This window comes from Devosia sp. FKR38 (assembly GCF_005222805.1).
GTDB lineage: Bacteria > Pseudomonadota > Alphaproteobacteria > Rhizobiales > Devosiaceae > Devosia.
In genome coordinates this window covers 2,253,232-2,278,852 of sequence record NZ_STGC01000005.1, presented here as the reverse complement: position 1 = coordinate 2,278,852, position 25,621 = coordinate 2,253,232, and the positions used below count along the sequence as shown (strand labels likewise).

Annotated in this window: 30 protein-coding genes; 17 read left to right on the top strand and 13 right to left on the bottom strand. The window is 64.1% G+C overall.

The genetic code is table 11. From position 1 onward, the window contains the following. Positions 1-198: 198 nt before the first annotated feature. The 6 genes from E8M79_RS16045 to E8M79_RS16020 all read left to right on the top strand — a co-directional run bounded on the left by E8M79_RS16045 (position 199) and on the right by E8M79_RS16020 (position 5,909). Positions 199-1,149 carry a substrate-binding domain-containing protein gene (locus tag E8M79_RS16045; RefSeq protein WP_137153415.1) on the top strand — a complete coding sequence of 317 codons (951 nt, stop codon included), beginning with the start codon at positions 199-201 and terminating at the stop codon, positions 1,147-1,149. A 99-nt stretch (positions 1,150-1,248) separates the two neighbouring features. Then, positions 1,249-2,328, top strand: a complete 1,080-nt coding sequence (locus tag E8M79_RS16040) for an ABC transporter permease (RefSeq protein WP_137152858.1) — start codon at positions 1,249-1,251, stop codon at positions 2,326-2,328. Then, complete coding sequence (locus tag E8M79_RS16035; RefSeq protein WP_137152857.1) at positions 2,325-3,116, top strand: ATP-binding cassette domain-containing protein; 792 nt, start codon at positions 2,325-2,327, stop codon at positions 3,114-3,116. Before E8M79_RS16040 ends, E8M79_RS16035 begins: the two co-directional genes overlap by 4 nt. A gap of 123 nt (positions 3,117-3,239) precedes the next feature. Beyond that, positions 3,240-4,286: an NAD(P)-dependent alcohol dehydrogenase gene (locus tag E8M79_RS16030; protein ID WP_137152856.1), complete on the top strand. Its 1,047-nt coding sequence runs from the start codon at positions 3,240-3,242 to the stop codon at positions 4,284-4,286. Positions 4,287-4,320: 34 nt separating this feature from the next. Continuing rightward, positions 4,321-5,106, top strand: a complete 786-nt coding sequence (locus E8M79_RS16025) for an SDR family oxidoreductase (RefSeq protein ID WP_137152855.1) — start codon at positions 4,321-4,323, stop codon at positions 5,104-5,106. Beyond that, positions 5,106-5,909 (top strand): hypothetical protein, encoded by an 804-nt coding sequence (locus tag E8M79_RS16020; protein WP_137152854.1) that lies wholly within the window; start codon positions 5,106-5,108, stop codon positions 5,907-5,909. The genes E8M79_RS16025 and E8M79_RS16020 overlap by 1 nt, the downstream gene beginning before the upstream one ends. Positions 5,910-6,173: 264 nt before the next feature. Here E8M79_RS16020 and E8M79_RS16015 read toward each other — a convergent pair whose 3' ends face one another. Next, the gene (locus E8M79_RS16015) at positions 6,174-6,620 is read right to left on the bottom strand and encodes a hypothetical protein (RefSeq protein ID WP_137152853.1); all 447 of its coding nucleotides are present in this window, start codon (positions 6,618-6,620) and stop codon (positions 6,174-6,176) included. 277 nt (positions 6,621-6,897) lie between these two features. On the opposite strand from E8M79_RS16015, the gene E8M79_RS16010 reads away from it, so the two are divergent. Then, on the top strand, positions 6,898-8,652 hold the full coding sequence (locus E8M79_RS16010) for a hypothetical protein (protein WP_137152852.1): 1,755 nt from the start codon (positions 6,898-6,900) through the stop codon (positions 8,650-8,652). Here E8M79_RS16010 and E8M79_RS16005 read toward each other — a convergent pair. The 3 genes from E8M79_RS16005 to E8M79_RS15995 are packed head-to-tail and all read right to left on the bottom strand — an operon-like array spanning position 8,649 to position 11,594. Continuing rightward, positions 8,649-8,981, bottom strand: coding sequence for an SMR family transporter (locus E8M79_RS16005; RefSeq protein ID WP_137152851.1), 333 nt, complete (start codon positions 8,979-8,981; stop codon positions 8,649-8,651). The two genes, E8M79_RS16010 and E8M79_RS16005, sit on opposite strands and share 4 nt — an antisense overlap. Then, a complete protein-coding gene (gene murD / locus E8M79_RS16000) occupies positions 8,978-10,279 on the bottom strand; it encodes a UDP-N-acetylmuramoyl-L-alanine--D-glutamate ligase (protein WP_137152850.1) in 1,302 nt (433 codons plus the stop codon). The genes E8M79_RS16005 and murD overlap by 4 nt, the downstream gene beginning before the upstream one ends. Further along, positions 10,269-11,594: an endonuclease domain-containing protein gene (locus E8M79_RS15995; RefSeq protein WP_137152849.1), complete on the bottom strand. Its 1,326-nt coding sequence runs from the start codon at positions 11,592-11,594 to the stop codon at positions 10,269-10,271. Before E8M79_RS15995 ends, murD begins: the two co-directional genes overlap by 11 nt. Positions 11,595-11,730: 136 nt before the next feature. On the opposite strand from E8M79_RS15995, the gene E8M79_RS15990 reads away from it, so the two are divergent. Further along, positions 11,731-12,153 carry a YciI family protein gene (locus E8M79_RS15990; protein WP_137152848.1) on the top strand — a complete coding sequence of 141 codons (423 nt, stop codon included), beginning with the start codon at positions 11,731-11,733 and terminating at the stop codon, positions 12,151-12,153. Positions 12,154-12,163: 10 nt separating this feature from the next. Here the strand turns inward: E8M79_RS15990 and E8M79_RS15985 are convergent, their stop codons facing one another. Then, positions 12,164-13,054 carry a metallophosphoesterase gene (locus E8M79_RS15985; protein WP_137152847.1) on the bottom strand — a complete coding sequence of 297 codons (891 nt, stop codon included), beginning with the start codon at positions 13,052-13,054 and terminating at the stop codon, positions 12,164-12,166. Positions 13,055-13,164: 110 nt separating this feature from the next. On the opposite strand from E8M79_RS15985, the gene E8M79_RS15980 reads away from it, so the two are divergent. Beyond that, on the top strand, positions 13,165-13,641 hold the full coding sequence (locus E8M79_RS15980; RefSeq protein WP_137152846.1) for an NUDIX domain-containing protein: 477 nt from the start codon (positions 13,165-13,167) through the stop codon (positions 13,639-13,641). A 39-nt stretch (positions 13,642-13,680) separates the two neighbouring features. On the opposite strand, the gene E8M79_RS15975 is transcribed toward E8M79_RS15980, so the two are convergent. Continuing rightward, on the bottom strand, positions 13,681-14,640 hold the full coding sequence (locus E8M79_RS15975; protein WP_137152845.1) for a glutathione S-transferase family protein: 960 nt from the start codon (positions 14,638-14,640) through the stop codon (positions 13,681-13,683). A gap of 349 nt (positions 14,641-14,989) precedes the next feature. Between E8M79_RS15975 and E8M79_RS15970 the strand changes: the two genes are divergently transcribed. From E8M79_RS15970 to E8M79_RS15960, 3 genes are all read left to right on the top strand, one after another. Then, positions 14,990-15,550: an N-acetyltransferase gene (locus tag E8M79_RS15970; protein WP_137152844.1), complete on the top strand. Its 561-nt coding sequence runs from the start codon at positions 14,990-14,992 to the stop codon at positions 15,548-15,550. A 115-nt stretch (positions 15,551-15,665) separates the two neighbouring features. Next, positions 15,666-16,292: a CoA pyrophosphatase gene (locus tag E8M79_RS15965; protein ID WP_137152843.1), complete on the top strand. Its 627-nt coding sequence runs from the start codon at positions 15,666-15,668 to the stop codon at positions 16,290-16,292. Next, positions 16,289-17,464 (top strand): CCA tRNA nucleotidyltransferase, encoded by a 1,176-nt coding sequence (locus tag E8M79_RS15960; RefSeq protein ID WP_137152842.1) that lies wholly within the window; start codon positions 16,289-16,291, stop codon positions 17,462-17,464. The genes E8M79_RS15965 and E8M79_RS15960 overlap by 4 nt, the downstream gene beginning before the upstream one ends. Here E8M79_RS15960 and E8M79_RS15955 read toward each other — a convergent pair. From E8M79_RS15955 to E8M79_RS15945, 3 genes are all read right to left on the bottom strand, one after another. Next, positions 17,461-17,664, bottom strand: coding sequence for a DUF1059 domain-containing protein (locus E8M79_RS15955; protein WP_137152841.1), 204 nt, complete (start codon positions 17,662-17,664; stop codon positions 17,461-17,463). The two genes, E8M79_RS15960 and E8M79_RS15955, sit on opposite strands and share 4 nt — an antisense overlap. A gap of 139 nt (positions 17,665-17,803) precedes the next feature. Further along, the gene (gene hemF, locus E8M79_RS15950) at positions 17,804-18,691 is read right to left on the bottom strand and encodes an oxygen-dependent coproporphyrinogen oxidase (protein WP_137152840.1); all 888 of its coding nucleotides are present in this window, start codon (positions 18,689-18,691) and stop codon (positions 17,804-17,806) included. 20 nt (positions 18,692-18,711) lie between these two features. Further along, a complete protein-coding gene (locus tag E8M79_RS15945; protein WP_137152839.1) occupies positions 18,712-19,182 on the bottom strand; it encodes a tRNA (cytidine(34)-2'-O)-methyltransferase in 471 nt (156 codons plus the stop codon). Between the two features lie 235 nt (positions 19,183-19,417). On the opposite strand from E8M79_RS15945, the gene petA reads away from it, so the two are divergent. From petA to E8M79_RS15920, 5 genes are all read left to right on the top strand, one after another. Further along, the gene (gene petA / locus E8M79_RS15940) at positions 19,418-19,942 is read left to right on the top strand and encodes a ubiquinol-cytochrome c reductase iron-sulfur subunit (protein WP_137152838.1); all 525 of its coding nucleotides are present in this window, start codon (positions 19,418-19,420) and stop codon (positions 19,940-19,942) included. A 14-nt stretch (positions 19,943-19,956) separates the two neighbouring features. Continuing rightward, entirely contained in the window at positions 19,957-21,207 is a 1,251-nt protein-coding gene (locus E8M79_RS15935; protein WP_137152837.1) for a cytochrome b N-terminal domain-containing protein, read from the top strand. 16 nt (positions 21,208-21,223) lie between these two features. Next, positions 21,224-22,096, top strand: a complete 873-nt coding sequence (locus E8M79_RS15930; RefSeq protein ID WP_137152836.1) for a cytochrome c1 — start codon at positions 21,224-21,226, stop codon at positions 22,094-22,096. A gap of 144 nt (positions 22,097-22,240) precedes the next feature. Beyond that, positions 22,241-22,435, top strand: a complete 195-nt coding sequence (locus E8M79_RS15925; RefSeq protein ID WP_137152835.1) for a hypothetical protein — start codon at positions 22,241-22,243, stop codon at positions 22,433-22,435. 24 nt (positions 22,436-22,459) lie between these two features. Continuing rightward, positions 22,460-22,993, top strand: coding sequence for an adenine phosphoribosyltransferase (locus E8M79_RS15920; protein ID WP_137152834.1), 534 nt, complete (start codon positions 22,460-22,462; stop codon positions 22,991-22,993). 99 nt (positions 22,994-23,092) lie between these two features. On the opposite strand, the gene E8M79_RS15915 is transcribed toward E8M79_RS15920, so the two are convergent. The 4 genes from E8M79_RS15915 to E8M79_RS15900 all read right to left on the bottom strand — a co-directional run bounded on the left by E8M79_RS15915 (position 23,093) and on the right by E8M79_RS15900 (position 25,609). Then, positions 23,093-23,488 (bottom strand): aldehyde-activating protein, encoded by a 396-nt coding sequence (locus tag E8M79_RS15915; protein WP_137152833.1) that lies wholly within the window; start codon positions 23,486-23,488, stop codon positions 23,093-23,095. A 77-nt stretch (positions 23,489-23,565) separates the two neighbouring features. Then, on the bottom strand, positions 23,566-23,958 hold the full coding sequence (locus E8M79_RS15910; RefSeq protein ID WP_137152832.1) for a VOC family protein: 393 nt from the start codon (positions 23,956-23,958) through the stop codon (positions 23,566-23,568). 128 nt (positions 23,959-24,086) lie between these two features. After that, the gene (locus E8M79_RS15905) at positions 24,087-25,106 is read right to left on the bottom strand and encodes a TerC family protein (protein ID WP_137152831.1); all 1,020 of its coding nucleotides are present in this window, start codon (positions 25,104-25,106) and stop codon (positions 24,087-24,089) included. Positions 25,107-25,264: 158 nt separating this feature from the next. Further along, entirely contained in the window at positions 25,265-25,609 is a 345-nt protein-coding gene (locus E8M79_RS15900; RefSeq protein WP_137152830.1) for a hypothetical protein, read from the bottom strand. Positions 25,610-25,621: the final 12 nt, after the last annotated feature.

Below are 25,621 nucleotides of genomic sequence, written 5' to 3'. Positions count from 1 at the left end.
AAACTGGCTTGCTAGAAATGACGCCGACGAACGCGGGCCCTGGCGCCAATGCCGTTCGATCGAAGGCCCGCATGACTGGCAATGTTCAGCTGCGCGCCGGGGAGACCACTATCCTGGGAGGATACCGACGTGACCAAATTCAAGACTTCGCTTCTGCTTGGCGCTGCTGCCTGCGTGTTCCTGGCGGCTCCTGCGGCCATGGCCGCAGACCTGGCCTGCCTGATCACCAAGAACAACACCAACCCGTTCTTTGTGAAGATGAAGGAAGGCGCCGAGGCCGCTGCAACGGCCGCCGGGCTCGACTTCAAGGCCTATGCCGGCGAGAAGGATGGCGATGCGTCGCCCCAGCTGACGGCCATCGAAAACTGCATGGCGGCCGGCGCCAAGGGCATCCTGATTACGCCCTCCAATGATTCCGTCGGCCCGCTGCTCAAGGATGCTCGCGCCGCCGGCATTCTGGTGATCGCGCTCGACACGCCGCTTGCCGATCCCGAGGCACAGGACATGACCTTTGCCACCGACAATTTCGAAGCCGGTCTGCTGATCGGCAAATGGGCTGCCGCGACGCTGGGCGCCGAGGGCGTCAAGACCGCCAAGATCGGCATGCTCGACATCAACAAGGACAATATCTCGGTGGACGTGGCGCGCGACACCGGGTTCCTGGTCGGTTTCGGCATCGAAGTGCCCGACCTCAAGGTTATGGGCTCGGAAACCGATCCGCGCGTGATCGGCCATGAATCCTCGGGTGCCAATCCCGAAGGCGGCGTGACCTCGGTGGAAAACCTGCTCGCCAAGGACCCCGACATGAACGTGGTCTACACCATCAACGAACCTGCCGCCGAAGGCGCCTATCAGGCGCTGACCAAGGCCGGCAAGACCGGCGTGCTGATCGTTTCGGTCGACGGCGGCTGCCCGGGCATTGCCAGCGTCAAGTCCGGCGTGATCGGGGCCACCTCGCAGCAGTATCCGCTGCTGATGGCGTCCAAGGGTATCGAGGCCATTGCCGCCTTCGCCAAGGACGGCACCAAGCCGGTCGCATCGGAAGGCCTGAGCTTCTTCAACACCGGCGTGAACCTGGTCACCGACAAGCCTGCTGAAGGCGTTCCCTCGATCGACAGTGCCAAGGGCACCGAGCTCTGCTGGGGCTGATGCTCAACTGAGCAAAGCGTGAGCTGGGGGCGGCCCTTGTGCCGCCCCCCGTCCGCCTGCCGATGGGCAGGCGAGGGCTTTCATTGGGCAGGGTGATTCATGAGCGATAGCAACGCGCCAACAAAAACCATTTCAGACTTCGAGGCCAAGCTGGCCCAGGCGGACAAGTCCGTTGCCAGTTTCGAGCGGGACGACAAGAGCCTGTTCCACATCTTGCGGTCCTTCCTCAGGACCAATCCCACAACCATTCCGACATTGGTGCTGATCGTCAGCATCGCGGCCTTTGGCCTGATTGCACCGCGCTTCCTGGGGCCGGGCGCCCTGTCGACTGTTCTGCAGCAGATCACGGTCACCGGCATCATCGCCATTGCGCAGACCCTGGTGATCCTGACCGCGGGCATTGATCTGTCAGTGGGGGCGATCCTGGTGGTCACCTCGCTGATCATGGGCAATATGGCGGTCAATCTGGGCGTGCCGCTGCCCATAGCCATCGGCGTGGGCATGCTGTTCGGTGCGCTGATGGGCTGGCTCAATGGCGTGCTGGTGGCCATCATCAAGCTACCGCCCTTCATCGTGACGCTGGGGACGCTGTCGATCTTCACCGCGCTCAAGCTGTGGTATTCGCATTCGGAATCGATCCGCAATGCCGACATTCTGGAGAAGGCGCCTGGGCTGTTGTGGTTCGGCGAGGCCATCCGCTTCGGCGGCTTCAAGCTGACCTATGGCACGGTGTCGCTGCTGGTGGTGGCGGGCATCGTCTGGTTCATGCTCAACCGAACGGCCTGGGGACGCCATGTGCATGCCATTGGCGATGATCCTGATGCGGCGCGCCTGTCAGGTATCCGCACGCGGCGCACGCTGATTTCGGTCTATGCGCTGGCCGGGCTGATCTGCGGCTTTGCCGGCTGGGTGGCCATCGGCCGCGTCGGCTCGGTGTCGCCGATCTCCTTTGACACGGTCAATCTGGGGTCGATCACCGCCGTGGTGATCGGGGGCACCTCGCTGTTCGGCGGGCGCGGCTCCATCGTCGGCTCGGTGCTGGGCGCCATCATCGTGGGTGTGTTCAACACCGGCCTGTCGCTGGCCGGGGTGGACGATTATTGGCAAATGTTTGCGGCCGGCACGCTGGTGATCATCGCCGTCGCACTGGATCAGTGGCTGCGGAGGGCATCGCAATGAGTAAGATCGAGCCAATCCTGAAGGCGCGTGGCCTGCTCAAGCGCTATGGCACCGTGGTGGCCCTCAACGGCGCGGACTTCGATCTCTATCCGGGTGAAATTCTGGCGGTGATCGGGGACAATGGCGCGGGCAAGTCGACGCTGATCAAGGCGATCAGCGGCGCCATCCTGCCCGACCATGGCACCATTGAGCTCGAGGGCAAGCCAGTGAGCTTCCGCTCGCCGGAAGATGCCCGCAATGCCGGCATCGAGACGGTGTATCAGAACCTGGCGCTGTCGCCGGCGCTGTCGATTGCCGACAACATGTTCCTGGGGCGCGAGGTGCGCAAACCCGGCATCATGGGCTCGCTGTTCCGCATGATGGACCGCAGCCACATGCAGAAGTTTGCCCGTGAGAAGCTGAGCGAGTTGGGGCTGATGACCATCCAGGACATCAACCAGGCGGTCGAGACGCTGTCGGGCGGGCAGCGCCAGGGCGTCGCGGTGGCCCGGGCGGCGGCCTTCGGGTCCAAGATCATCATTCTTGATGAACCGACGGCCGCACTGGGCGTCAAGGAATCGCGCCGGGTGCTTGAGCTGATCCTGGATGTCCGTTCGCGCGGCATTCCGATCATCCTGATCAGCCACAACATGCCTCATGTGTTCGAGGTGGCCGACCGCATCCATATCCACCGGCTGGGCAAGCGGATCGCGGTGATCCGGCCCAAGGACTATTCGATGTCCGACGCGGTGGCGATCATGACGGGCGCCATGCAACCGCCCGAGACTGAAGACATGGCCGTCGCCTGAGGCTGGAGCCGTACGCAAAGGCGGTGCGGCGCCCTTCGCGGCGACCATGGACTAGGCTAGAACTGTGGCGGGCGCAACAATGTTTGATGCGCCCGCAGCTCTATGATGCTCCAGGAAACCACCATGACCAAAGTGCGCGCCCTTGTCCTCGAACGCCAGCACGAGCTGGCCCTGCGCGAGATCGACATGCCGCTCGATGTCGGCCCGGGCATGGTCGGCATCGCCATTCACACCGTGGGTGTGTGCGGCTCGGATGTGCATTATTACACCCATGGCAAGATCGGCCCCTTTGTGGTCAATGCGCCCATGGTGCTGGGGCATGAAGCGGCTGGCACGGTGACCGAGGTCGGGGCGGGTGTCACCCATCTCAAGGTGGGTGATCGAGTCTGCATGGAGCCGGGCATTCCCGATGCCAATTCGCGGGCCAGCCGGCTGGGCATGTATAATGTCGATCCGGCCGTGCAGTTCTGGGCGACGCCGCCGGTGCATGGCGTGCTGACGCCGCAGGTGGTGCATCCGGCCAATTACACCTTCAAACTGCCTGACCATGTCAGCTTTGCCGAAGGCGCCATGGTGGAACCCTTCGCGGTGGGCATGCAGGCGGCCACCAAGGCGCGCATTACGCCCGGCGACACCGCCGTGGTGTTGGGGGCAGGGCCGATTGGCACCATGGTGGCGCTGGCGGCGCTGGCGGGTGGCTGTGCCCGTGTGATCGTTGCTGATCTCGCCCAACCCAAGCTCGACATTGCGGCGCAGTATCAGGGCATCATCCCGGTCAATATCCGCGACAAGAACATCGTGGCCGAAGTTGCTCGGTTGACCGAGGGCTGGGGCGCCGATGTGGTGTTTGAATGCTCGGGGTCGCCGCACGCCTGGAAGACCATCATGGACCTGCCGCGTCCGGGCGGTTGCATCGTCGTGGTCGGCCTGCCGGTCGAGCCGGTGGCGGTCGATGTCGCCGGAGCCTCGGTCAAGGAGCTGCGCATCGAGAATGTGTTCCGCTATGCGCATCAGTATGATCGCGCCATTGCGCTGATTGCCTCGGGCAAGGTCGATCTCAAGCCGCTGATCTCGGAGACTTTTGCCTTTGAGGATTCCAAGGCGGCGTTTGACCGGGCCGTCGAGGCGCGGCCCAGCGATGTGAAACTGCAGATCAAGGTCGCCAGCTAACCCGATTGGGACCGGCGGCCACAGGGAGGACAGTATGGATCTCAACCTGCGCGACAAGGTCGCGGTCATCACTGGTGGCACGGTGGGTATTGGCCTGGCCGTGGCCGAGGGCCTGGCGGCCGAGGGCGCCAATCTGGTGCTGGTCGGGCGCAATCGCGATCGGGCCGATGACGAAGCCTCGCGCATTGCCGACCGCTACGGCGTGATCACCACGGCGATCGCCGCCGATGTCGCCACCGCCGAGGGATGCGATGCGGTGATCGCCGGCACGATCAAGGCCTTTGGCGGCGCCGATATCCTGATCAACAACGCCGGCACGGGCTCCAACGAGACCATTGCCGAGGCTGACGACGCCAAGTGGCAGTATTACTGGGACCTGCATGTGATGGCCGCCGTGCGGTTGGCGCGCGGGCTGGTGCCGGCCATGAAGACGCGTGGCGGTGGCGTGGTGCTGCACAATGCTTCGATCTGTGCCGTGCAGCCGCTGTGGTATGAGCCGATTTACAACACCACCAAGGCCGCCTTGATGATGTTCTCCAAGACGCTGGCCAATGAGGTGGTGGGCAGCAATATCCGGGTCAACACCATCAATCCGGGGCTGGTGCTGACGCCGGACTGGATCAAGACGGCCAAGCAGATTGCCGGCGAGGATGGCTGGCAGGCGCATCTGCAGGGTGTCGCCGATGCTGCCGGTGGCATGAAGCGCTTTGCGACGCCAGAAGAGCTGGCCAATTTCTTCGTCTTCATGTGTTCGGACAAGGCGAGCTATTCGACGGGCTCGACCTATTTCGTGGACGGCGGCTGGCTGCAGACCGTCTGATGCTGCCTGTCTCTGGGGCCGTCCTCGGCGTCGATATCGGCTGGTCGCTGCGGCAGCGCTCCAGCGCGGTGTGTCTGCTGCGCTGGGATGCCCAGACGATTGACTGGACGATCGCCCGCTTCACCGCGCAGGACGACGACCGGCGGCAGACGCTGTTGGCCACCATTGCAGACACGCCCCTGCTGGCCGCAGCCTTTGATGGGCCGCTGCGCGGCGATCTGGGGCTGATCGACAGCTACCGAGCGGCCGAACGCCTGCTCAGCGTGCGCCCGCTGCGCGAGGCCATTGGCAAGCTGGCGCAATCCAATAGCGGCAATGGCCGCCTGCTCAACGCCGCCACCAATGCCTGTGCCCGGCTGGTGATGGAGTCCGGGCAATTGGGCGCCGCCGGCCATCCCCAGGCCATTCACGAACTCGCCATCGCCGAGGCGTTCCCCAATAGCTTTCTCGGCCTGATGCTCGCTAATCCGGCCCCGCACAAGGGTGGGCGCGGCAGTCGCTCGGACCGCTACTATACAGCGCTGGTGGCAGACGGGACGCTGGATCGCCTGCTGCGACTCCATCTGCCGGGGCGATTGGCCGGCGCAAGCTTTGCCAGCGTGACCAACCACGACGACCGCGCAGCGCTGGTCTGTGCGCTGACCGCGCTGGGCGTGGTCGGGGCTGACTATTGCGCGGCTGGCGATGCCGATGGCTGGATCATCCTGCCGCCGCCGGCGTTGATTGCACCCTGGGCGCGGCCGGTTCTGCGGGACGCAGCGACGGCCGCAGCGGGCGGGCAGATCATCATGATGGGGGGATAGGGGGCCGCGGGGAGAAGCACGGTGTGCCGCGGCGCGCTCGAGGGACAAGCGCCCATGCAGCTTTGCTTCTCCCCCCGTGCGCAGACGTCAGGGAGGTGACGTCGCGCCCCGACCTGGGCCTCCCCGAGGGAAGGCCCGGCCCGCTTGCCGAGAAGGATCGGCAAACGGGGAACAATGGCCGGAGGGATGCCTGGGAATGCAGACGGTCCGAGAACCGATTGCGACACCCCTCCGGGCCTGACATGCAGCCTGTGGACGCAGGCGCTACATGCCAACAGCTTCTGGACGCTGGGACAGCGACCAGAATTCGACAATTGCCAGGGCTTCGTCGCGATAGGCCGCGATGTCCGCATGGCGGGTAAATATGGCGGCGGCGCCGGCTGCCAGCAGCTCTGCCCGGGCAGCGGCATCGCGGTCCGCGGTGAGCACCAGCAGGTCAATGCCCTTGCCGGCGATCAGGCGCCGAACCGCAGTGACGAACTCCAGATTGGCGCCGCTGTGGGCCTTGAGATCCACGATCACCGCCTTGGGCCAATGCCGCGACTGTCCCCCCAGCACGCCGGAGAGCAGCGCTGCGCCGCGATCGGCATTGCCATACCACTGCATGGCTGGCGCCCCATGGGCGTCCAGCGTCCGCATCAGCAGGTCCGCCGAGAAGGAATCATCATCCACCAACGCCAGTTGAGGCGCGCTGTCACCGTAGTCGTTCACAATGTGCCTCGTGGGTCCGTGCCGTTCGGACAATTCATACGCAACTACCGGCCACGGCGAAAAAAACCGCTGGTCAGGAAGTGATAGTGAAGGGGGGCGAACAGATGTGTCGGGGGCCTAGCCCAACACATCAATTAAATACCGCCGCCGCACTATATACCATCACATATGCGGCATAGTTCGTTCGGTGGCTAGATAAACTCGGGTAACAGGATGTAACGGGTCTTGCGTTTTACATGTAAATCGCGCCAAATCGCGCCTTGAGGCGGAGTCTGTCGTGGCCGTACCGGCGCAACCATATGACAGCGCGATGCAGGCTCTGGAGCGGTTGCTCGCATGGCCCGAAATCGCTCGGTCGCCGCAGCTGGCCAAGTTCCTCGATTACATCGTCCGCCGGAAGATCGAAGGGCAGGAGCAGGCCATCAAGGCCTATGCCATTGCCGTGGACGTTCTGGGGCGCCCGGCGGACTTCGATCCGCAGGCCGATCCTATTGTGCGGGTGCAGGCGCGGCGGCTGCGATCCCTGCTCGACCAGTATTACCGCACCGAGGGGCTGTCTGAGCCGCTGCAGATTCGCCTGCCCGTGGGGCGCTATGTGCCGGAGTTCGTGGTGCAGGCGGCGGTTGCCGTTGCGCCTGAGGCCGAAACGGAGGCAGAGGTCGCCGCGCCGGTTGTCCCAGAATTGCTGCCGACCGATCCAGCAAGGGCTAGCGGCTTTAGCATGTCCTGGTTTGCCCTGCTGATGTTGTTCGCCGGCATGTTGGTGCTGACGCTGGCGCTTGTGGCGTTTTGGCCCCGCAGTGCCGGCGACAGCGCAACGGAGGCTGCGCTGGATCGTCCCAGCCTGACGGTCGTCGAGTTTCAGACGCTGGGCGGGCTGCAGGGCATTGTCGCCCCATCGGGCGGGCTGGCCATCGAGCTGGTGACCGATCTCGAGCTGTTCGACGAGATGACCGTGCGCTATGGCGGCGGCGATGTGTCGAACGCCGAAGAGAGTCCAACCGACTATGTGCTGACCGGTATCGTGCGTCCCGACGGCGAAATGGTGCAGTTCAGCGCCATTTTGACCGATGTGAATTCTGGACTGGTGGTCTGGAACCAGTCCATCGCTGAGCCGACTGCGGTGGCGACGCAACCGGGGGTGCTCGACGAAGTCTCGCGGCAATTGAGCCTGCGCCTGGGCAGTCCGCGCGGGCCGCTGCATCGCAAGGCCCAGTCCTGGCTGGATGCGGACCAGTCCCTGGATGGTCCGGTGACCGACTACCTTTGCACCATGATGTTCCACCGCTATCGCGATATTGGCTCGGAGGCCGCCGCCAATCGGGTGCAGGACTGTATCACCACGCTTCGGCCCGTCGGCGAACCGACCGCCGCCATGTTGGCCATAGAGGCGAGCCTGATCGTTGACCGGATGGGCACGCGCAATGGCGAGCGCTTTGCCAGTCCTGTGAGCATTGGCCGCGCAGAGACGCTGCTGAAGCAGGCCTTGCAGCTGGATGCGACGAGCGGCTTTGTGTGGGAGCAACTGGCGCGCACGCGGGCAGCAGCCGGTGCGATGGTGCAGGCGCGGTCGGCCTATAGCTCGTCACTGCAGCTCAATCCCGCCAATGCCGATGCTTTGGCCGGATATGGGCTGTTGCTGGCGCTATCGGGTGAGCTGACCGATGCCGCGGAAATGGCGCAGGATGCGCTCAACAGCGCAGCCGAGCCGCCGGATTGGTATTTTGGCGCGCCGGCGCTGGAGGCGCTGCAGCGCGGCGATACGGGTCTGGCCCGTCGCTATGCCGAAACCTATGCGCGGGCCGATCGGGAACTGGGGCCGATCCTGGCCATCATGGCCGGGCAGCGCGCCGGAGATGCATCGGTTGTCAACCGCTATTTGGCCCAGGTACTCGAAGTGCCGGCGTTCCGCGTCAACGGAATACTGCCGCGTCTGCGCGAGCGCATCGCCGATCCCGCCCTGATTGAACAGGCCCGTGTCGCGCTGCTGGCGGCTGGCGTGCCGCAGGCGTCGCTGGTCAACGGCTTCTAGTGCGCGCTCGAGTGTGAAAACAGATTGATGACGAGCACGCCTGCCAGGATCAGCCCCATGCCCACAAGTGCGGGCAGGTCCAGCGTCTGCCCATAGGCAAAATAGGCAATAACAGACACCAGCACGATGCCCACGCCCGACCAGATGGCGTAGCCAATACCCACCGGAATGGTCTGCAGCGCCAGCGAGAAGAAATAGAAGGTGATGCCATAGCCCAGCACCACCACGATGGTGGGGACGAGCTGGGTGAAGCCAGACGAGGCGCGCAGAAACGAGGTTGCAATGACCTCGCCGATGATGGCTATCGCCAGATAGACGGCGCCGTTCATGATGGTGTTTTCCCGAAGAGTTCGCGCGCCAGGGCGATGAAACGATCGCCCCGCTCCTCGAAGTTCTTGAACTGATTGTAGGAGGGCGCGCCGGGGGAGAGGATCACCGTGTCATAGTCGTCGCGACGGTCGAACAGGGCCTGCATGGCCGAGGCCAGATCAGGCGCCTCGATGATGCCGATATGGGGGGCAGCGGTGCGCGTGGCACTGGCGAGGCGGGTGCCGGTGACCGGCAGGCAGGCGATGGTGGTTACGCCATAGCCGATGAGACGGCTGGCCAGGTCCGCATAGTCCTGCTCGCGCTCATGCCCGCCGGCAATCAGCGCCAGGCGCCGCCCAGCATAGGCGGCGAGGGCGGCCTTGGTCGCCTCGGGCGTTGTCGAGATGGAATCGTCGACAAACAAGGTCTCCCCGTAACTGTGTTCTTCCAGCCGGTGCGGCAGCGGCGAGAAGGCGCGGATGCCCTGCACAATGCCGTCCAGCGTGCCGCCGGCGGCCAGCGCAATCTGTGCGGCGAGCCTGGCATTGTCGCGATTGTGCGCGCCCTTGAGCCGTGAGCGGTCAATGGCGGGGTCGACGGCGGCTAGTTCATCAGGTGACAGCGGACGAAGCAGTCGGCGATGGTCCCGCACGGCCATGGCGACGCGGGTATTGCCCTGTGCCGCCGCGCCGAGGGCGACCGGGAAGCCGCCGTCACGGTCGATCAGGTGCAGCTTGTCGCGATAGTAATGCTCAAGCGAGCCATGCCAGTCGACATGCTCGGGGTAGAGATTGGTGACCGCCGCGATATCGGGCAGAAAGGCCATGTCGGCGGTCTGGTAGCTGGACAGCTCGAAGATCACCACGGCATGGCGGTCGGCGATGTCGAGCGGCGCCAGGCCCACATTGCCAGCCAGGCCCGCGTCGATGCGCGAGCGCGTCAACATCAGATGCACCAGCGTGGCGGTGGTGGATTTGCCCTTGGTGCCGGTGATGGCGATGACCGTGCGGCCATTGCGATAGGCGCCGCCCCACAGGTTGAGGTTGGAGGTGACGGCAATGCCGGCGTCGCGGGCGATGCTGAAGATCGGCTTGTAGAGCGAGACGCCAGGACTCTTGACGATATGCCCGACCAAATGGTTGCGCAGCGCGTTCGGCAGGTCGTCGGGGGTGATCGGGGTGGTGTCGGGGATGTCGGCGGTGCCGCTGTCGACAGTCACATAGACCTTGAGATCGGGCTGGCGCGCCTTGAGAAAGGCACGGGTCGACAGCGCCTCGCGGCCGGCGCCATAGAGCAGGACGGGTTCATCAAACCGCATAGGCGGCCACCTTTGCTGCCAGGGCCGGGGGGATATGGTGATCGTGGCTGTCGGTCAGGCATTCGGCCATGGCCGCCTGCAGGCGCGGCTCGCCATATTGGGCCAGCAGGTCCGCCTTGACGGCACGCACCACGGCGGCCTCATGCCAGTCGGCGTGGCGGGTCAGCGTATAAAGGCAGGCGGCGGCCTCAAGGATTTCGCCGACGCATTCCCAGGGCTTCTGGCCCGCCAGCCCGGCCAGTTCGCGGAACGAGCCTTCATGGGCCGGATTGTCGAGCAGATCCTTGCCGAAAATCGACAGCAGCCGGTCCTTGGCCATAAAGGGCGCAAAGATCAGGAAGACGAAGTGGCACTTGGGGCATTCGCCGCACCACAGCGGGCCGTCATTGCCGGTGAGGCGGAAATTGCGGTTGCAGCTGGAGAACACGCGATCGAACTTGCTCTCATGCGTGAACAGCGAGGCGATACGGGCCTCCGAATAGGGGCGCAGCAGCGAGAAATACTGCAGCGCGCCGCCGGTGGCGTCGGCCAGGATACCGGCGATGCGCAGCTCGAAGCCCAGGGACTTTGAATATTGATGGTTGGTCTCGCGCCCGTCGAACTCGACATTGCCCTCGCTGGCCGAGCGCTCATTGCTGAGCACGATCTGGTTGTAGCCATAGAGCAGGGCGCAGAGCGCGGCGATCATGGAGTTGATGGCTGTCGAGGGCACATGGCCATTGTAATAGCCCGGCTCCTTGCCCAGCCGGATCATTTCGGCATCGAGCGTGCGGGTGACATAGACCGGATCGGTGCCGATGGCGGCCACCGAGGTCAGGATCGGACCCTTGGGATTGACGGCAAAGGGGGTGAAGGGAACGCCGGTGTGGGTCAGCAGATCCACGCTCACCAGAGAATCCTTGCCGCCGCCGATGGGCAGCAGGGTCCGCTCGGGCAGGGTGATGCGCGGCAGGGGACCGGTGCGATCCTCGGCGGTGGCGATGGTCAGCCGGCCGAAGCGCTGCAGCTGGTTGCGGGCATAGAATTCGCCCAGGCCATTCTCATAGATGTCGATGGCAAAGGCGCGCTCGCTGTCGGTGAGGGCGATGTCGGGCGCCGAAATGGCAAAGGGCGCGCGCAGCTTGAAATAGCTCACGCCCAGCACGATTGCCGTCAGATCGAGCAGCTTGAGAAAACTCGCGCTGGCCGCGGCGTCGGCGCCGGGCGGCAAGTGCAGGGTTTCGACGAAGCCCAGCCCGTCCAGGCCATAGGAAAAGCGGGCAAGGCCCGTTGCCGGGTCGAAGTGCGGGCGCGCGATGCGGAACTGTTCGGTCAATGGGGGCACTCTTGGGGTGCCCCTCATATAGGTGATTTGTCGGCCAGGGGGGAGGGGGCATGCCCGGCTTGTCGCCATGGTGTGTCACCGCTAGGCTTGATCAGGTGGGCGCGGCCTGCAGAGGAGGGACTTGAGCATGCGTGTGATCGTTCTGGTCAAGGCCACGGCCGACAGCGAAGCCGGCATCATGCCGCCGGCCGAACTCATGGTGGCCATGGGCCGCTATAACCAGGAGCTGGTGGATGCCGGCATCATGCAGGGTGGCGACGGGCTGAAGCCGAGTGTTCACGCCAAGCGTGTGGCGTTTTCGGGCAGCAATCGGACGGTGATCGACGGGCCGTTCGCCGAGACCAAGGAGCTGGTTTCCGGCTTCTGGATCTGGACCGTGCGGGACATGGATCACGCCATCGAGTGGGTCAAGCGCTGCCCCAATCCGATGATGGGACCGAGCGAGATCGAAATCCGCCCGGTCTTTGAGATGGCCGATTTTGCCGAGGTGATGACGCCGGAAGCCGAAGCCATTCACGACAAGGTGCGCGCGACGCTCGAAGGGCAGTAACCGCGCGGGCCTAGCAGATCCGCATCTGCAGGCGCATGACGATCTCGCTGCCCAGGCGCTGGTAGCCGAACTCGCGCATGGTGCAGCTCCAGCCATTGCCGGCCCGCTCGATGCGGAACAGATTGTAGCGCGCCGGATCGTCCAGCGTGCCGCCCTGGGCCGAGCTGGCGGCGGCGACGCCGACCACCGGCACCTCGGCATCGCGGCCGGGGATGGAGTGGATCGAGGAGCGATGGGTGTGCCCGTGCAGGATCAGCTCGGCGCCATGTTCGGCGATCACCGAGCGGAACAGCTTGTGTCCCTTGAGGCCAAACGAGGGATGCTGCAGTTCGGGATTGGGCGGATGGTGGATGAGCACGGTGCGGAAATAGCCGGCCTCGCCCATGACCTTGAGAATGCGGCCCAGCCGGTCGGCCTGGGCCTGGTCAAAGCGGCCGATGGCCAGGAATGGACGGGTCGGGACGGCGCTGGAGCAGGAAATGACAGCCAGTTCGCCAATGCGGCGCACAAAGGGGAACACCGACGCATCGAGCGTCTCGCCCTGCATATATTCGCCCCAGTTCTGCTGGGCCGCTTCCAGGGCGCCGGCGACATAGGCATCGTGATTGCCCGGGCAGACCGCGACCTTGTCCGATTGCCCCAGCGCCTTGAGCCAGCGGCCGGCGCGCTCGATTTCCACGGGCAGCGCCAGGTTCACCAGATCGCCGGTGACGGCGGTGAAATCGGCGTTCTGTGTCTGCAGATGGCTGACCAGGCTCGCCAGCGTTTCGCTGTTGAGCTCGTCGTGGCGCTTGAGCTTCCAGTTCAGATAACCGGTCAGGCGCTTGCCGAGCAAATCCCGCCAACCCACCTCGGGCATAGGGGAAAGGTGGATGTCGGAGATGTGGGCCAGGGTGATCATCGCAGGCGTAATGCCAGATGGCAGCCGGCAAGAAAATGCAAAATCGCCCCCTCGGTTGATTTTGTGGTCATCAAACCTCTGCTACCGGTAGGCACGCAAGGAGTGTTCGCATGCAGATGAATCGCCGGCAAAGGCTATTGGCCAGGGTGTTTCTGACCCTCAAGGGGTTCTGGCACCGGCTGACCATGGGGTCGCGGGTGATGGTGGTGGATGGCGACAAGGTGCTGTTGATCCGCCATACCTATGTGCCCGGCTGGCAGTTTCCGGGTGGCGGGGTGAGCCCGGGCGAGACGCTGGAGCAGGCCGGGGCGCGCGAAACGCTCGAGGAGACCGGCTACAAGGTCGTGGGACCCATGGAGCTGTTTGGCATCTATCACAACACCAGCCCGGTGACGAACCGCGACCATGTGGCCTTCTATGTGGCCCATAGCTTTGAGAAGGTGTTCGACCGCAAGCCGGACCGCGAGATTTCCGAGGTCGGCTGGTTTGACCGCCATGCCTTGCCCGACAAGGTGACGCCGGCCACCAGCCAGCGCATCGATGAATATTTCGACCGCGTGCCCAAGCGCGACGTCTGGGGCTACTGAGACCAAGGGCCTCTCCCAAACAGGAGAGGCCCTTTTTGCTTACTTCAGGAATTCCAGATCCGGGCCCGTCGGGACGATCCGCGTCGGGTTGATGGTGATGTGGCTCCAATAATAGTGCGTCTTGATGTGGTCGAGATCGACTGTCGCCTTGATCCCGGGCACTTCGTAGAGCGCCTTGAGATAGTGCGACAGGTTCGGATAGTCGGCGATGCGGCGGCGGTTGCACTTGAAGTGGCCGACATAGACGGCATCGAAACGCACCAGCGTGGTGAACAGGCGCCAGTCGGCTTCGGTGATGCTGTCGCCGGTGAGATAGGCGGTTTCGCCCAGTTTGCCTTCAACCCAGTCGAGCGCGTCGAACAGCTTGCCGACGGCCTCTTCATAGGCCTCCTGGGAGGTGGCAAAGCCGGCCTTGTAGACGCCATTGTTGATGTCGTCATAGACGCGGGTGTTGATCGCGTCGATCTCGGCCCGCAGTTCGGCGGGGTAATAGTCCTCGGTATTGCCGGTCAGCTCGTCAAAGGCCGAGTTGAACATCCGGATGATTTCCGAACTCTCATTGGAGACGATGCGGCCGGTCTGCTTGTCCCAGAGCACGGGCACGGTGACGCGACCGGTGTAGTCCGGCACGGCCTTTGTATAGACCTGCCAGAGCGCGTCCTTGCCGAACAGCGCGTCGCCGGTTGAGCCGGTGGTGGTGTCAAAGCTCCAGCCGGTCTCGTCGGGCATCTTGGGGGAGACCACCGAAACCGAGATCAGCTCTTCGAGGTTCTTGAGCTTGCGGAAGATCAGCGTGCGGTGCGCCCAGGGGCAGGCCAGCGAGACATAGAGGTGGTAGCGGCCGGCCTCGGCCTTGAAACCGGCGTCGCCCGAGGGGCCGGCGCTGCCGTCAGCGGTGACCCAATTGCGGAAGCCGGCCTGGCTGCGCTCGAATTTGCCCCCGGTCTTTTTGGTGTCGTACCACTGGGTGGACCATTTTCCGTCGATCAATTGTCCCACAATCGAAGCCTTTCCGTCATGTTGTCGACGCCATCAGGGCGTCATATCGGGCCTGTTGCCTGCGTTGGGTGACACATAGGGCAGTCCGGCGCGAGCGATAAGTCCGCATTGACGTAACGAAGCGTTGTGCATTCTGAACACAGCAGGCGTGCGGGGCCTGATTTTGCGGGGTTGGACCATGAGTTTTTGTTTACGCGCCGCCCCAGTGGTGCTAATGCGAATTTCAGGCGTGGAGGCGTCCAGGATGATGAAGGTTTTGCGTTTGGTTCGACGACCGTAAGCGGTCCCCCCTGTGCCGGTGCATTGCATGCGCCGGGTTGTTCGACGCATTCCCTTTCTGGATCCTGCCATGTCCTTTGTCTCTGCGCCTTCGGCTGCGGTTGCTGCTGCTTCTCCCTCGCCTGCACGGGTTCCCACCGTTCGTCCTGCCAATCAGCCTGGCGATGATGCATTCATCGACGAGCTGCAGGCCATTGCCTTTGGCCCAGGCCGGTTTGCCCGCACTGCCTTCCGCATTCGCGAGCGGTTCCCGATCGACAAGAGCCTGAGCCTGGTTGCCGAAGTGGACGGCATGCCCTGTGGCTCGGTGTGGATGACGCCGATCAGCATTGGCGGCATGAATGGCTATATGCTGGGCCCGCTGGCGACCCATCCCGGCTTCCGCAAGCTGGGTGCCGGCAAGCTGTTGGCGCGTGAAGTGACCCGCCGGGCGCTGGAGCGCGGCGAAGGCAAGTTCGTCATGCTGGTGGGCGATCGCGACTATTACTGCCCGCTGGGCTGGGAGCCGACGACGCCGGGCAATATCGAATTCCCCGGGCCGGTCGATCCCACCCGCGTGCTGGTGCTGGCCGAGGACAAGAGCCTGGCAACCACCCTGAGCGGTCCCATCGCCGCCTGGCAACAGGGCTGATCTGGCCTGCGCCGGTCTTGACGGCGCGGGTCCATCTGCCCACCTGCCTGGAGCGGGTAGCCACTGCCGCTGCGCTACTCTAGTCTTTGCGGGTGCAACCAATTCCGGTGTCGTGTTGACGTCTGACGACAGCTTTATCGACCGTCTGTTGGGCCGGCTTCTGCCTGAGCCGCCGCCGCTGCCCGCGGCAGAGCGGCTGGTGCCCGACTGGATGCCGTCGCAGCCGTTCAACCGGCCGCCGGTGCCCGCGGCGGTGCTCATTGCGCTGATTCGTCGGCCCGAGGGCATCACCGTGCTCTACACCGAACGCTCGCCCGACCTGCGCTCGCATTCCGGGCAGGTGGCGTTTCCCGGTGGCAAGGTGGATGCCAATGATGTTGATGTTGCCGATGCCGCCTTGCGCGAGGCCGAGGAGGAAGTCGGCATGGCACGCAGCGAGGCCCAGGTGATCGGCTTCATGCCGACCTATTTCACCGGCACCAATTATCTCATCACGCCTGTGGTGGCGGTGGTGCTGCCCAGCGGCCCCTTTGTGCCCAATCCGGGTGAGGTGCATTCGGTGTTCGAAGTGCCGCTGGCGCGCATTCTGCATCCGGAGAGCTATGGTGTGTTCCGCATCACGCGGGATGGCCAGGAACACCAGACCTGGCAGATCGACCATGATGGCCACCGCATCTGGGGCATCACCGCCAATATCACGCGACTGTTCCGCGATCTGGCACTGGGCGAGGCGGCAGCATGAGCGTCGCGGCCCTCCAAACCGCTGCGTGGCTGCGCCGGCCCGAGACGCAGACGATCCTCTCGGTGCTCGACGGCGCGACCCGGCGCACCCGGGCCGTCGGCGGGGTGGTGCGCGACACGATTCTGGATCGCCAGCGCGACAATCCCGATATTGATCTGGCGACCGAACTGCTGCCGGACGAGGTGATGGCGCGGGCTGCTGCGGCTGGCATTGCCGCCTATCCCACCGGCATTGCGCATGGCACGGTGACGCTGAAGCTGGGCGAAACGCTGGCCGAGGTCACCACGTTGCGCCAGGACACCGAAACCAATGGGCGCCATGCAGTGGTGGCTTTTGGCACCGATTGGCGGGTCGACGCCAGCCGCCGCGACTTCACGCTCAATGCGCTCTACTGCGCCGCCGACGGCACGCTCTATGACCCGCTGGGCGGGCTGGATGATGCGCTGGCAAGCCGGGTGCGCTTTATCGGCGAGGCGCGCGCCCGCATCGCCGAGGACGGGTTGCGCGTCTATCGCTTCTTCCGCTTTTCGGCCAGCCATGGCGGCGAGCAGTTCGACCCTGACGGACTGGCAGCCTGTGCTGACGCCGTTGGACATCTGTCGCATCTATCGCGCGAGCGGATAGGGCAGGAAATGACCCGCATGCTGGCCCTGCCGCGCGTCGCCATGACGCTGGCGACCATGGGCGGCATTGGCCTGTTGCAGATCGAGGAGACCGTGGCCAAGGCGCTGCTGCGCTATGAACTGTTGGGCGGGCAGGCGGTGGCGACGCGGCTGGCGCTGCTGGCAGGGGACAGACTGGACGCGGCGCAGGCGGCCTGGCGACTGTCCGGGGACATCGTCAAGGCGGCGCAAGCCACGCAATCGGCGGCAGGCCTGCTGGCGCAGGACCGTGTGGCCGAGGCAGCCTATCGGCATGGCGAGGCGGCAGTGGAAGGCTTGGCCTTGGCGGCGGCGCGCGATGACTGGCGCCCGGCGCATCTGGCCGAGGCCGCGCGCATGCTGGCTGGCATGGTGGTGCCGGACTTCCCGGTGACCGGCAATGATCTCAGGGATTTGGGTCTGCCGCCCGGGCCGGCCATGGGAAAACAGCTGGCGCAGCTCGAGCGGGTCTGGATCGATAGCGGCTTCACCCTGGGCAAAGCCGCCCTTCTGGCGCAGGTGACGGTCTAGCTGTGCAGCGTGCGCGCCTCGGATGCATCACTGTCGGTGATGCGCTCCTTGATGCGCTCGATCATCTCGGGACGCACCTGGTCCTCGCCATGCAGGCGGCGCAGGTTTTCAACGGCACGCCGCACGACTTCGGCCTCGCTGTCGGCCTGGGCAACCCAGGTGGCACCGGGGATCAATGACGCAGACTCAAAGCGTTTCATCATGTCCTCCTTGTTTCGACCGCTGCAGTGAACGCCACCAAAGGGGCCATTTTTGGGCCAATAGCGGTGATCATCAGGGTTTTCCCTTGCCCGACAGGGCTTTGCACCGGGCTAACGGCTCTGAAACGGAGGCGGCGCCTTACGGCCAGCGCACTTCGGGTGGCATGGAGGACAGGATGGAGTTCACATTGCCACCCGTCTTGAGCCCAAAGGTGGTGCCGCGGTCGTAGAGCAGGTTGAATTCGACATAGCGGCCGCGACGCACCAGCTGTTCGTGGCGGTCCGCCTCGGTCCAGGCCGTATCGACATTGCGGCGCACCAGGGCGGGATAGATCGAGAGGAAGGCTTCGCCGACCGCCTGGGTAAAGGCAAAGTCGGCGTCCCAGTCGCCCGAATTGTGGTGGTCGTAGAAAATGCCGCCGGTGCCGCGCGGTTCGTTGCGGTGGGGCAGGAAGAAGTATTCGTCGCACCAGGCCTTGTAGCGGTCGTAGTCGACGCCGGGCCGGTCGGCGCAGGCGGCGCGCATGGCGGCGTGGAAATCGATCGTGTCGGCATCGTCCTGGGTGCGGCGACGGTCGAGCACGGGGGTGAGGTCGGCGCCGCCGCCGAACCACTGCTTGCCGGTGACGATCATGCGCGTGTTCATGTGCACGGCCGGCACATGCGGGTTGCAGGGGTGCACGATCAGCGAAATGCCGGCGCTCCAGAACTGCGCGCCAGCCTCGGTGCCCGGCATCTGCTTGGCGAAGTCGGGCGAGAATTCGCCATGCACGGCCGAGATATGCACGCCGGCTTTTTCAAAGACGCGTCCGTGCAGCATGCCCATTTCGCCGCCGCCGCCACCGGCCCGCTCCCAGGGGGTGCGCTCGAATGTGCCGGCGGGCAGATGGGCATTGGGGCCCTGGTGTTCGGCCTCGATGGCCTCAAAGGCGGCGCAGATGCGGTCGCGCAAGCTGCGGAACCAGGCCTGGGCCGTGGCCTTCTTGGTGTCGATGTCGGGCGGGAGAGCGGGCTGAGGGTCTGTCATGATGGATCTGAAATGAACGCTCAAACGAGCCCTGTAAAGCCGTCGGTCTGTCTTTTTGCTTCCCCGAGCACCAGAGTTGCGGCCAGCGCCACATTGATCGAGCGCAGGCCGGGGCGCATGGGGATGCGCAGGCGCAGGTCCGCCGCCTCGGCCACCGCATCGGGCACACCGGCGCTTTCGCGCCCCATCATCAGGATATCGCTGTCCGCGAAGCGCGCCGCATAGAGCGTGGTGTCGGCCTTGGTGGTCAGCAGCACCAGACGGCGGGCCTCGCTGCGGCGCCAGGCGTCGAACTGGGTCCAGCTGTCATGCTCGCGCACGGCGGCGTGGTCGAGATAGTCCAGGCCCGCCCGCGCCAGCGTCTTGGGCGAAAAGACAAAGCCGGTGGGGTGGATAATGTGGATGGTGGTGCCCAGGCAGGCACACAGCCGGATGAGCGTGCCGGTGTTGTTGGCGATGTCGGGCTGATAGAGGGCGAGATCGACCGGCATGGCAGTCCCCAGGTGAAATGGGTGAAAAACAGCCCGATTTCCGGGGCTGGACCGGGTATAGTGTCGCAGATGCGAGCTGTCACGGCTGCGGTCACTGGACAAGCGCATGGGACAGTGCAAAAAGAGCCGCAACTGACGGGCCGCTTGAGGGCGGACGGCTGCCGATTCTGCGTATGCGAGAACGGTGTTGCCGCTGCAGGCTGCGTCGGATCTGCTTTGTACGGGGATACGGACCTTGGCCACGCAATCACAACATTCAACGACACGGCGGGATTTCCTGTTTGTCGCAACCGGTGCAGTCGGTGCGGTCGGCGCTGCTGCGGTCGTCTGGCCACTGATCAACCAGATGAACCCGGACGCTTCGACCCTGGCCCTGGCCAGCATCGAATTCAGCCTTGCCGGCATCGAGGAAGGTCAGTCAGTGACCATTCTCTGGCGCGGTCTTCCCGTGTTCGTGCGCAATCGCACGGCCAAGGAGATCGAAGAGGCCAAGGCCGTTCCGCTCAGCGAGCTCAAGGATCCGGCGACCGACGAGTCGCGGACCAAGGAAGGCCATGAGAACTGGCTGGTGATGATCGCCAACTGCACCCATCTGGGCTGCATTCCGGTGGGCGAGTCGGGCGAGTTCGACGGCTGGGCCTGCCCCTGCCACGGCTCGCAGTTCGATACTGCCGGTCGTATCCGCAAGGGGCCTGCGCCGACCAATCTGGTTGTGCCGCCCTATGAATTCATCAGCGATACGCTGGTCAAGATCGGTTAGTGGGGGCTTCTCCGATGTCTGAACATTCGACTTATACGCCCGGCTCCGGCATCGAGAAGTGGCTCGATGAACGCCTGCCGATCATCCGGTTCTCCAAAGAGCACCTGATGGACTTCCCGACGCCGAAGAACCTGAACTACTGGTGGACGTTCGGCGCGATCCTGGTGATGTGCCTGCTGGTGCAGATCGTCACCGGCGTGATCCTGGCGATGCACTACACCCCCAATATCGGGATGGCCTTCGACTCGGTCGAGCATATCCGTCGCGACGTCAATGGCGGCCGCATCATCCAGGCGACCCATGCCGTGGGCGCTTCGATGTTCTTTGCTGCCGTCTACATCCACATCTTCCGTGGCATGTATTTCGGCTCCTACAAGGCGCCGCGCGAGATCCTGTGGATCCTGGGCGTGCTGATCTTCCTGCTGATGATGGCGACCGCCTTCATGGGCTATGTGCTGCCCTGGGGCCAGATGTCTGGCTGGGCTGCCACCGTGATCACCAATATCTTCGCGGCCATTCCGGTGATCGGTACGCCGCTGCTCGAGCTGCTGCGCGGCGGTTTCTCGGTGGGTAATCCCACGCTCAACCGCTTCTTCTCGCTGCACTACCTGCTGCCGTTCGTGATTGCTGCGGTCGTTGCGCTGCACATCTGGGCGCTGCACGTGCCGGGCAACAACAATCCCACCGGTGTGAGCGTCAAGGACAGCCGCGACACGCTGCCCTTCCACCCCTATTACACGATGAAGGATCTGTTCGGCATGGTGCTGTTCATGATCCCGTTCGCGTGGTTCATCTTCTTTGCCCCCGATATCCTGGGCCACCCGGATAACTACATCCAGTTCGACAGCCAGGTGACGCCGGCCCACATCGTTCCCGAATGGTACTTCCTGCCGTTCTACGCGATCCTGCGCGCCATCGACTTCAACCTGCTGTTCATCGACTCCAAGCTGCTTGGCGTGATCTTCTTCGGTGGTTCGATCCTGATCCTGTTCCTGCTGCCGTGGCTGGACACGTCCAAGGTGCGTTCGGGCAATTTCCGCCCGATGTTCCGCTGGTTCTACTGGCTGTTCGTGATCAACTTCGTGGCCCTGACCTATCTGGGCGCGCAGCCGGCCGATGGCATCTATGTGCTGCTGTCCAAGATCTGCACGGCCTACTACTTCATCCACTTCATCGTCATTCTGCCAGTCCTTGGCCGCATCGAGACGCCCCGGCCGCTGCCGACCAGCATCTCGGAAAGCGTCCTCAGCAAGTCGCATGCGTAAGAGAGGGGCAGGAACCATGTTCAATACCAAGACGATCCTTGCCACTGTGGCCATTCTGGCCGGGCTCGCCGGCATGCCGGCGACCCAGGCGGCTGAAGAGGCCCCGCATATCGAAAAGCAGAGCTGGAGCTTTGCCGGCATTTTCGGGACTTATGACCAGAACCAGCTGCAGCGCGGCTTTCAGGTGTTCCGCGAAGTCTGCTCGAGCTGCCACAGCGCCCGGCTGATCTCGTTCCGCAATCTGGCTGAAGAGGGCGGTCCTGCGTTCTCCGAAGAGCAGGTCAAGGCGCTGGCTGCCGAGTATGACATTGCTGACCCCACCGCTGATGGCGGCACCCGCAAGGGCGTCGCTGCCGATCGCTGGCCGTCCCCGTTCGCCACCGAACAGGATGCCCGCGATGCCAATGGCGGCGCGCTGCCACCGGACTTCTCGGTGCTGGCCAAGGCCCGCGGCGTGCATGACGCCTTCCCGTTCTGGATCTTCAACTACTTCACCGGCTATTCCGAAGGCGGCCCGGACTATATCCACGCCCTGCTGAACGGCTACCACGAAGAAGTGCCGGAATCGGCGCCGCACAATGCTGACGGCACCCCGTTCGAACTGCCCGAAGGCAAGTATTACAACGACTATTTCGCCGGCCACGCCATCGGCATGGCGCCACCCCTTCAGGATGGCCAGATCAGCTATGAAGTGGCTGAGGGTGAGGCCGCCGTCCCGTTGACGGTGGACCAGTATTCCAAGGACGTTGCTGCCTATATGATGTGGATGGCAGAGCCTGGCCTCGTCTCGCGCAAGCAGACCGGCTTTGGTGTGCTGCTGTTCCTGGTGCTGTTTGCGGGCCTGATGTATGGCACCAAGCGCAAGATCTGGGCCGGCATCGAACACTGATCGCCTGGCAGCGATCCCAGCATTTGCAAAGGGCCCCAGTGGGGCCCTTTGTCGTTTCCGACAATGTGACGCTGCTGCCCCTTGCCATTCGGGCGCAGGACCGCAATATGGATGTCTGACCGTCTCTTGCGCCGGGGAGCCAGCATGTCCGCCATCCGCCTTGCCGCCACCGTCGTAGGTGCCGCCATCACGCTGACCCGCCATCCCGTGGTGCGGGCCGGGATCACCGCCGTGGCGAGCAATCCCCAGGCGCGCGAAACCGCCATCAAGGTCACGCGCAAAGCCGCCTACAATGCCGGCGTCGTCGCCCGGCATCTGATGGGCCGTCGTCTCCCCTGATTCTCACTCTCTGTTAGGTTTGCCATGTCGCTCGACCTCAAGGCCCTCGTGCGCACGATTCCGGACTATCCCAAGAAGGGCATCCTGTTTCGGGACATCACCACGCTGATCGAGCATCCCGAAGGCTTCAAGCAGAGCGTGGAGGATATTGCCGGCCTTTATCGCGGCAAGGGCATTACCCATGTCGCTGGTATCGAGGCGCGCGGCTTCATCTTCGGCGCGGGTGTCGCCATCGCGCTGGGCGTGGGCTTCATCCCGGTGCGCAAGAAGGGCAAGCTGCCCGGCGAGACCATCGGGCAGAATTACGCGCTGGAATATGGCGTGGACACCATCGAGATCCATGCTGACGTTATCGACCACAGCCACACGGTGCTGCTGGTGGACGACCTGATTGCCACCGGTGGCACCGCGATCGCGGCTGTGGGCCTGCTGCGCCGGACCGGCGCCACCGTCGCAGGCGCCGCCTTTGTCATCGATCTGCCGGTGTTGGGCGGGGCTGCCAAGCTGGCTGCCGAAGGCGTGCCAGTGACGGCGCTGATGGACTTCGACGGGCACTGATCGGGTCCCGCCGAACGGCACCGTGCAAGCTTGAAGCCCCGAGTATCGCTCGGGGCTTTTTATTGCCCGGCTGCGTGCCCTCACGGATTGGGCTGCGCGCTACCAGTTGTGGCGGCCGTCATAGTCGTCGACGGTCACATGGCTCCAGTCGAAGTCGTCGATCAGGTTGAGGTTCACCGAATAGCTGCGGGCCGTGGGCATGCCGCCAACGCCGTCCTTGGGCGTGCCATCGGCATTGTAGAGGCTGCTCCAATCGGGGGAGTCGCCCCAGGTTTGCATGCCGCAATTGCCGCAGAAATGGTGCATGTTCATGCCGCTGGCCGTGTAGGTCCGTTCTCCCTCATTGGCGAGGATGGTGAGCTCGCCTTCGCCGTAATAGCCCCATATGGCGCCGGCGCGGGCGCAATAGGTGCAATTGCAGCGGCCCGCCCGCAGGGGCGCATGGGGCAGGGTGATCTGGGTGGCGCCGCAGTGGCATCGCAGGGTCAGGGACATGGCATGGCTCCGTTGAGAGGGTGCCATTCACTCTGGGTTCCCGTCGCGTCAGCCCTTGTCAGCAGGCCCAGGCCCGATCAGGCGGCCAGTTCGACGGCGGTGTCGACGATCACGAACTGATTGCCCTCGGGGTCGCGCATCACCGTATAGGTGGGCAGCACGCGGACGGTCTCGGCGCCAGTCTCGGTCAGCCTTGCCACCAGGCCCGCGCGGTCGTCGACGGCAATGTCGAAATGCACACGATTGTTGTCCGGCCGGCGCCCGTCGATGTTCTGGAAACAGATGGAGGGGCCAGGTCCGTCGATCACCACGGTGGGTTCGGGCACTGGCTGCAGCCCCAGGTCGGACAGGGCCGCCAGTGTCAGGGGATCGGTGCCCCGCACGCTATAGCCGTCCAGCAGGCTGGCCCAGAAGGCGGCAAGGGTGGCCGGCTTTTCACAATCGAACACGATCTCGTGGATCTTGCCCATGGTCGTCTCCTTGTCATCATCGCTCAGCGTGGTTAGCGGGCAAATGCGGCAAGACTGGCGCAGCCGGGGCGGGGCATGGCCGGATGGGGGAGAGCGGCGCCGGAGCGCCGCTCTCAAGTGGTTCTCGATCAGGGTTCGAGCTGGCCCGTCTTGGGCTGCTGCTCGGCGCTGATATCGGGCTCGTTGCGGGTCTTCCACAGCGAGAACAGCACGCCACCGGCCAGGATCGACAGGGTCACCAGCAGCGAGAGCAGGGTGTCGATCTTGATGCCCATGGGCACCAGGAAGATCTTGATGCCGACCAGCACCAGAATGATGGCCAGCGAGGTCTGCAGATAGCGGAAGCGGTTCATGGCGGCGGCCAGGGCGAAGTAGAGCGCTCGCAGGCCCAGGATGGCGAAGATGTTGGAGGTGTAGACGATAAAGGTGTCCTGGGTGACGGCAAAGACCGCCGGCACGGAATCGACGGCGAACACCAGGTCGACCACTTCCACCATGATCAGCGCCACGGCCAGCGGGGTCAGCCAGCGCACCAGCTTGCCGGTCTTGGGGTCAGGCTGCATGACCGTAAAATTGTGGCCATGCAGTTCCTTGGTGACGCGGAAGCGGGTCGTGATGAAGCGGAAGACCCGGTTCTCCGAGATGTCGGGCGTCTCGTCCTGGTGGCGGAACATGCGGATGCCGGTGAAGACCAGGAAGGCGCCGAAGAAGAACAGGATAGCGCTGAACTGATAGACCAGGGCAGCGCCCAAGCCGATCAGCACAGCACGGAAGGCGATGACGCCCAGAATGCCCCAGAACAGCACGCGGTGCTGGTAGATGCGGGGGATGGACAGGAAGCCGAAGATCGTGGCGATGACGAACATATTGTCCATCGCCAGGGATTGTTCGATCAGATAGCCGGTGAAGAATTCGAGGCCCGATTGCGCGCCGCGCTGCCACCAGACCCAGCCGCCGAAGGCCATGGCAATGGCGACATAGAAGCCATAGAGCGTCAGGCTCTCCTTGGCGCCGATCTCGTGGTCATCCTTGTGCAGAATGCCCAGGTCAAAGACCAACAGGCCGATCACGATCGCAATGAAGGCGATCCAGAAATAGACGGGGGTACCTAGAAAATCGCCCGATAGGGCTAGAAGTAGCGAATCCATCGCCGGACCTTCTCCATGAGAGTTTGGAGCAGCTCCGACATCACGAGAGCATCAATGCTCTCGCCAGAGGGGCCCGGCGCCGCCCTGAGGAAATAGGTGGCCTAAAATGGGTTTCAAGCCCCGGCGGCACAAAAAGTGAAGGATGCGGTTCGGCGACGCTAGCGCGGCGTGCAGAGCATGACGGCGGCGGTTGCCGTCTCGAGCTGGATGGCGATGCCGGCATTGGCGTCCGAGACGATGCGCCCGGCCTGGATGCCGCGGGCATCCTTGAGGCCGCCGTCGTTGAAGGCCACGCCATCCTGATAACCGGTGATGGTGCCGGTGCCCGAGCTGGTGTCGCCGACAATTGTCGAGGCAAAGCCATAGACGCCGCCATAGATGGTCAGCATGCCGGCCTTGGCGGCATCGGCATCGCGACAGCCCCAATTGCCCTCAAAGCTCTGAGCCAGAGCGGGCGAGGCGGTAAGGACAATAAGGGCAGCGGTAAGGGCGATTCGGCGCATGATTGAGACAGT

Excerpts from the sequence above, each read along its gene's own strand:
- E8M79_RS15985 (WP_137152847.1), bottom strand. The coding sequence starts at position 13,054 with ATGATCACCCTGGCCCACATCTCCGACATCCACCTTTCCCCTATGCCC.
- E8M79_RS15920 (WP_137152834.1), top strand. The coding sequence starts at position 22,460 with ATGTCGCTCGACCTCAAGGCCCTCGTGCGCACGATTCCGGACTATCCC.
- E8M79_RS15930 (WP_137152836.1), top strand. The coding sequence starts at position 21,224 with ATGTTCAATACCAAGACGATCCTTGCCACTGTGGCCATTCTGGCCGGG.
- hemF (WP_137152840.1), bottom strand. The coding sequence starts at position 18,691 with ATGACAGACCCTCAGCCCGCTCTCCCGCCCGACATCGACACCAAGAAG.
- E8M79_RS16030 (WP_137152856.1), top strand. The coding sequence starts at position 3,240 with ATGACCAAAGTGCGCGCCCTTGTCCTCGAACGCCAGCACGAGCTGGCC.
- E8M79_RS15990 (WP_137152848.1), top strand. The coding sequence starts at position 11,731 with ATGCGTGTGATCGTTCTGGTCAAGGCCACGGCCGACAGCGAAGCCGGC.
- E8M79_RS15935 (WP_137152837.1), top strand. The coding sequence starts at position 19,957 with ATGTCTGAACATTCGACTTATACGCCCGGCTCCGGCATCGAGAAGTGG.
- E8M79_RS16020 (WP_137152854.1), top strand. The coding sequence starts at position 5,106 with ATGCTGCCTGTCTCTGGGGCCGTCCTCGGCGTCGATATCGGCTGGTCG.
- E8M79_RS15945 (WP_137152839.1), bottom strand. The coding sequence starts at position 19,182 with ATGCCGGTCGATCTCGCCCTCTATCAGCCCGACATCGCCAACAACACC.
- E8M79_RS15925 (WP_137152835.1), top strand. The coding sequence starts at position 22,241 with ATGTCCGCCATCCGCCTTGCCGCCACCGTCGTAGGTGCCGCCATCACG.
- E8M79_RS16005 (WP_137152851.1), bottom strand. The coding sequence starts at position 8,981 with ATGAACGGCGCCGTCTATCTGGCGATAGCCATCATCGGCGAGGTCATT.
- E8M79_RS15970 (WP_137152844.1), top strand. The coding sequence starts at position 14,990 with ATGTCCTTTGTCTCTGCGCCTTCGGCTGCGGTTGCTGCTGCTTCTCCC.
- E8M79_RS15915 (WP_137152833.1), bottom strand. The coding sequence starts at position 23,488 with ATGTCCCTGACCCTGCGATGCCACTGCGGCGCCACCCAGATCACCCTG.
- E8M79_RS15955 (WP_137152841.1), bottom strand. The coding sequence starts at position 17,664 with ATGAAACGCTTTGAGTCTGCGTCATTGATCCCCGGTGCCACCTGGGTT.
- E8M79_RS16025 (WP_137152855.1), top strand. The coding sequence starts at position 4,321 with ATGGATCTCAACCTGCGCGACAAGGTCGCGGTCATCACTGGTGGCACG.
- E8M79_RS16035 (WP_137152857.1), top strand. The coding sequence starts at position 2,325 with ATGAGTAAGATCGAGCCAATCCTGAAGGCGCGTGGCCTGCTCAAGCGC.
- E8M79_RS15980 (WP_137152846.1), top strand. The coding sequence starts at position 13,165 with ATGCAGATGAATCGCCGGCAAAGGCTATTGGCCAGGGTGTTTCTGACC.
- E8M79_RS15960 (WP_137152842.1), top strand. The coding sequence starts at position 16,289 with ATGAGCGTCGCGGCCCTCCAAACCGCTGCGTGGCTGCGCCGGCCCGAG.
- E8M79_RS16045 (WP_137153415.1), top strand. The coding sequence starts at position 199 with ATGGCCGCAGACCTGGCCTGCCTGATCACCAAGAACAACACCAACCCG.
- E8M79_RS15905 (WP_137152831.1), bottom strand. The coding sequence starts at position 25,106 with ATGGATTCGCTACTTCTAGCCCTATCGGGCGATTTTCTAGGTACCCCC.
- E8M79_RS15900 (WP_137152830.1), bottom strand. The coding sequence starts at position 25,609 with ATGCGCCGAATCGCCCTTACCGCTGCCCTTATTGTCCTTACCGCCTCG.
- E8M79_RS16040 (WP_137152858.1), top strand. The coding sequence starts at position 1,249 with ATGAGCGATAGCAACGCGCCAACAAAAACCATTTCAGACTTCGAGGCC.
- murD (WP_137152850.1), bottom strand. The coding sequence starts at position 10,279 with ATGCGGTTTGATGAACCCGTCCTGCTCTATGGCGCCGGCCGCGAGGCG.
- E8M79_RS15910 (WP_137152832.1), bottom strand. The coding sequence starts at position 23,958 with ATGGGCAAGATCCACGAGATCGTGTTCGATTGTGAAAAGCCGGCCACC.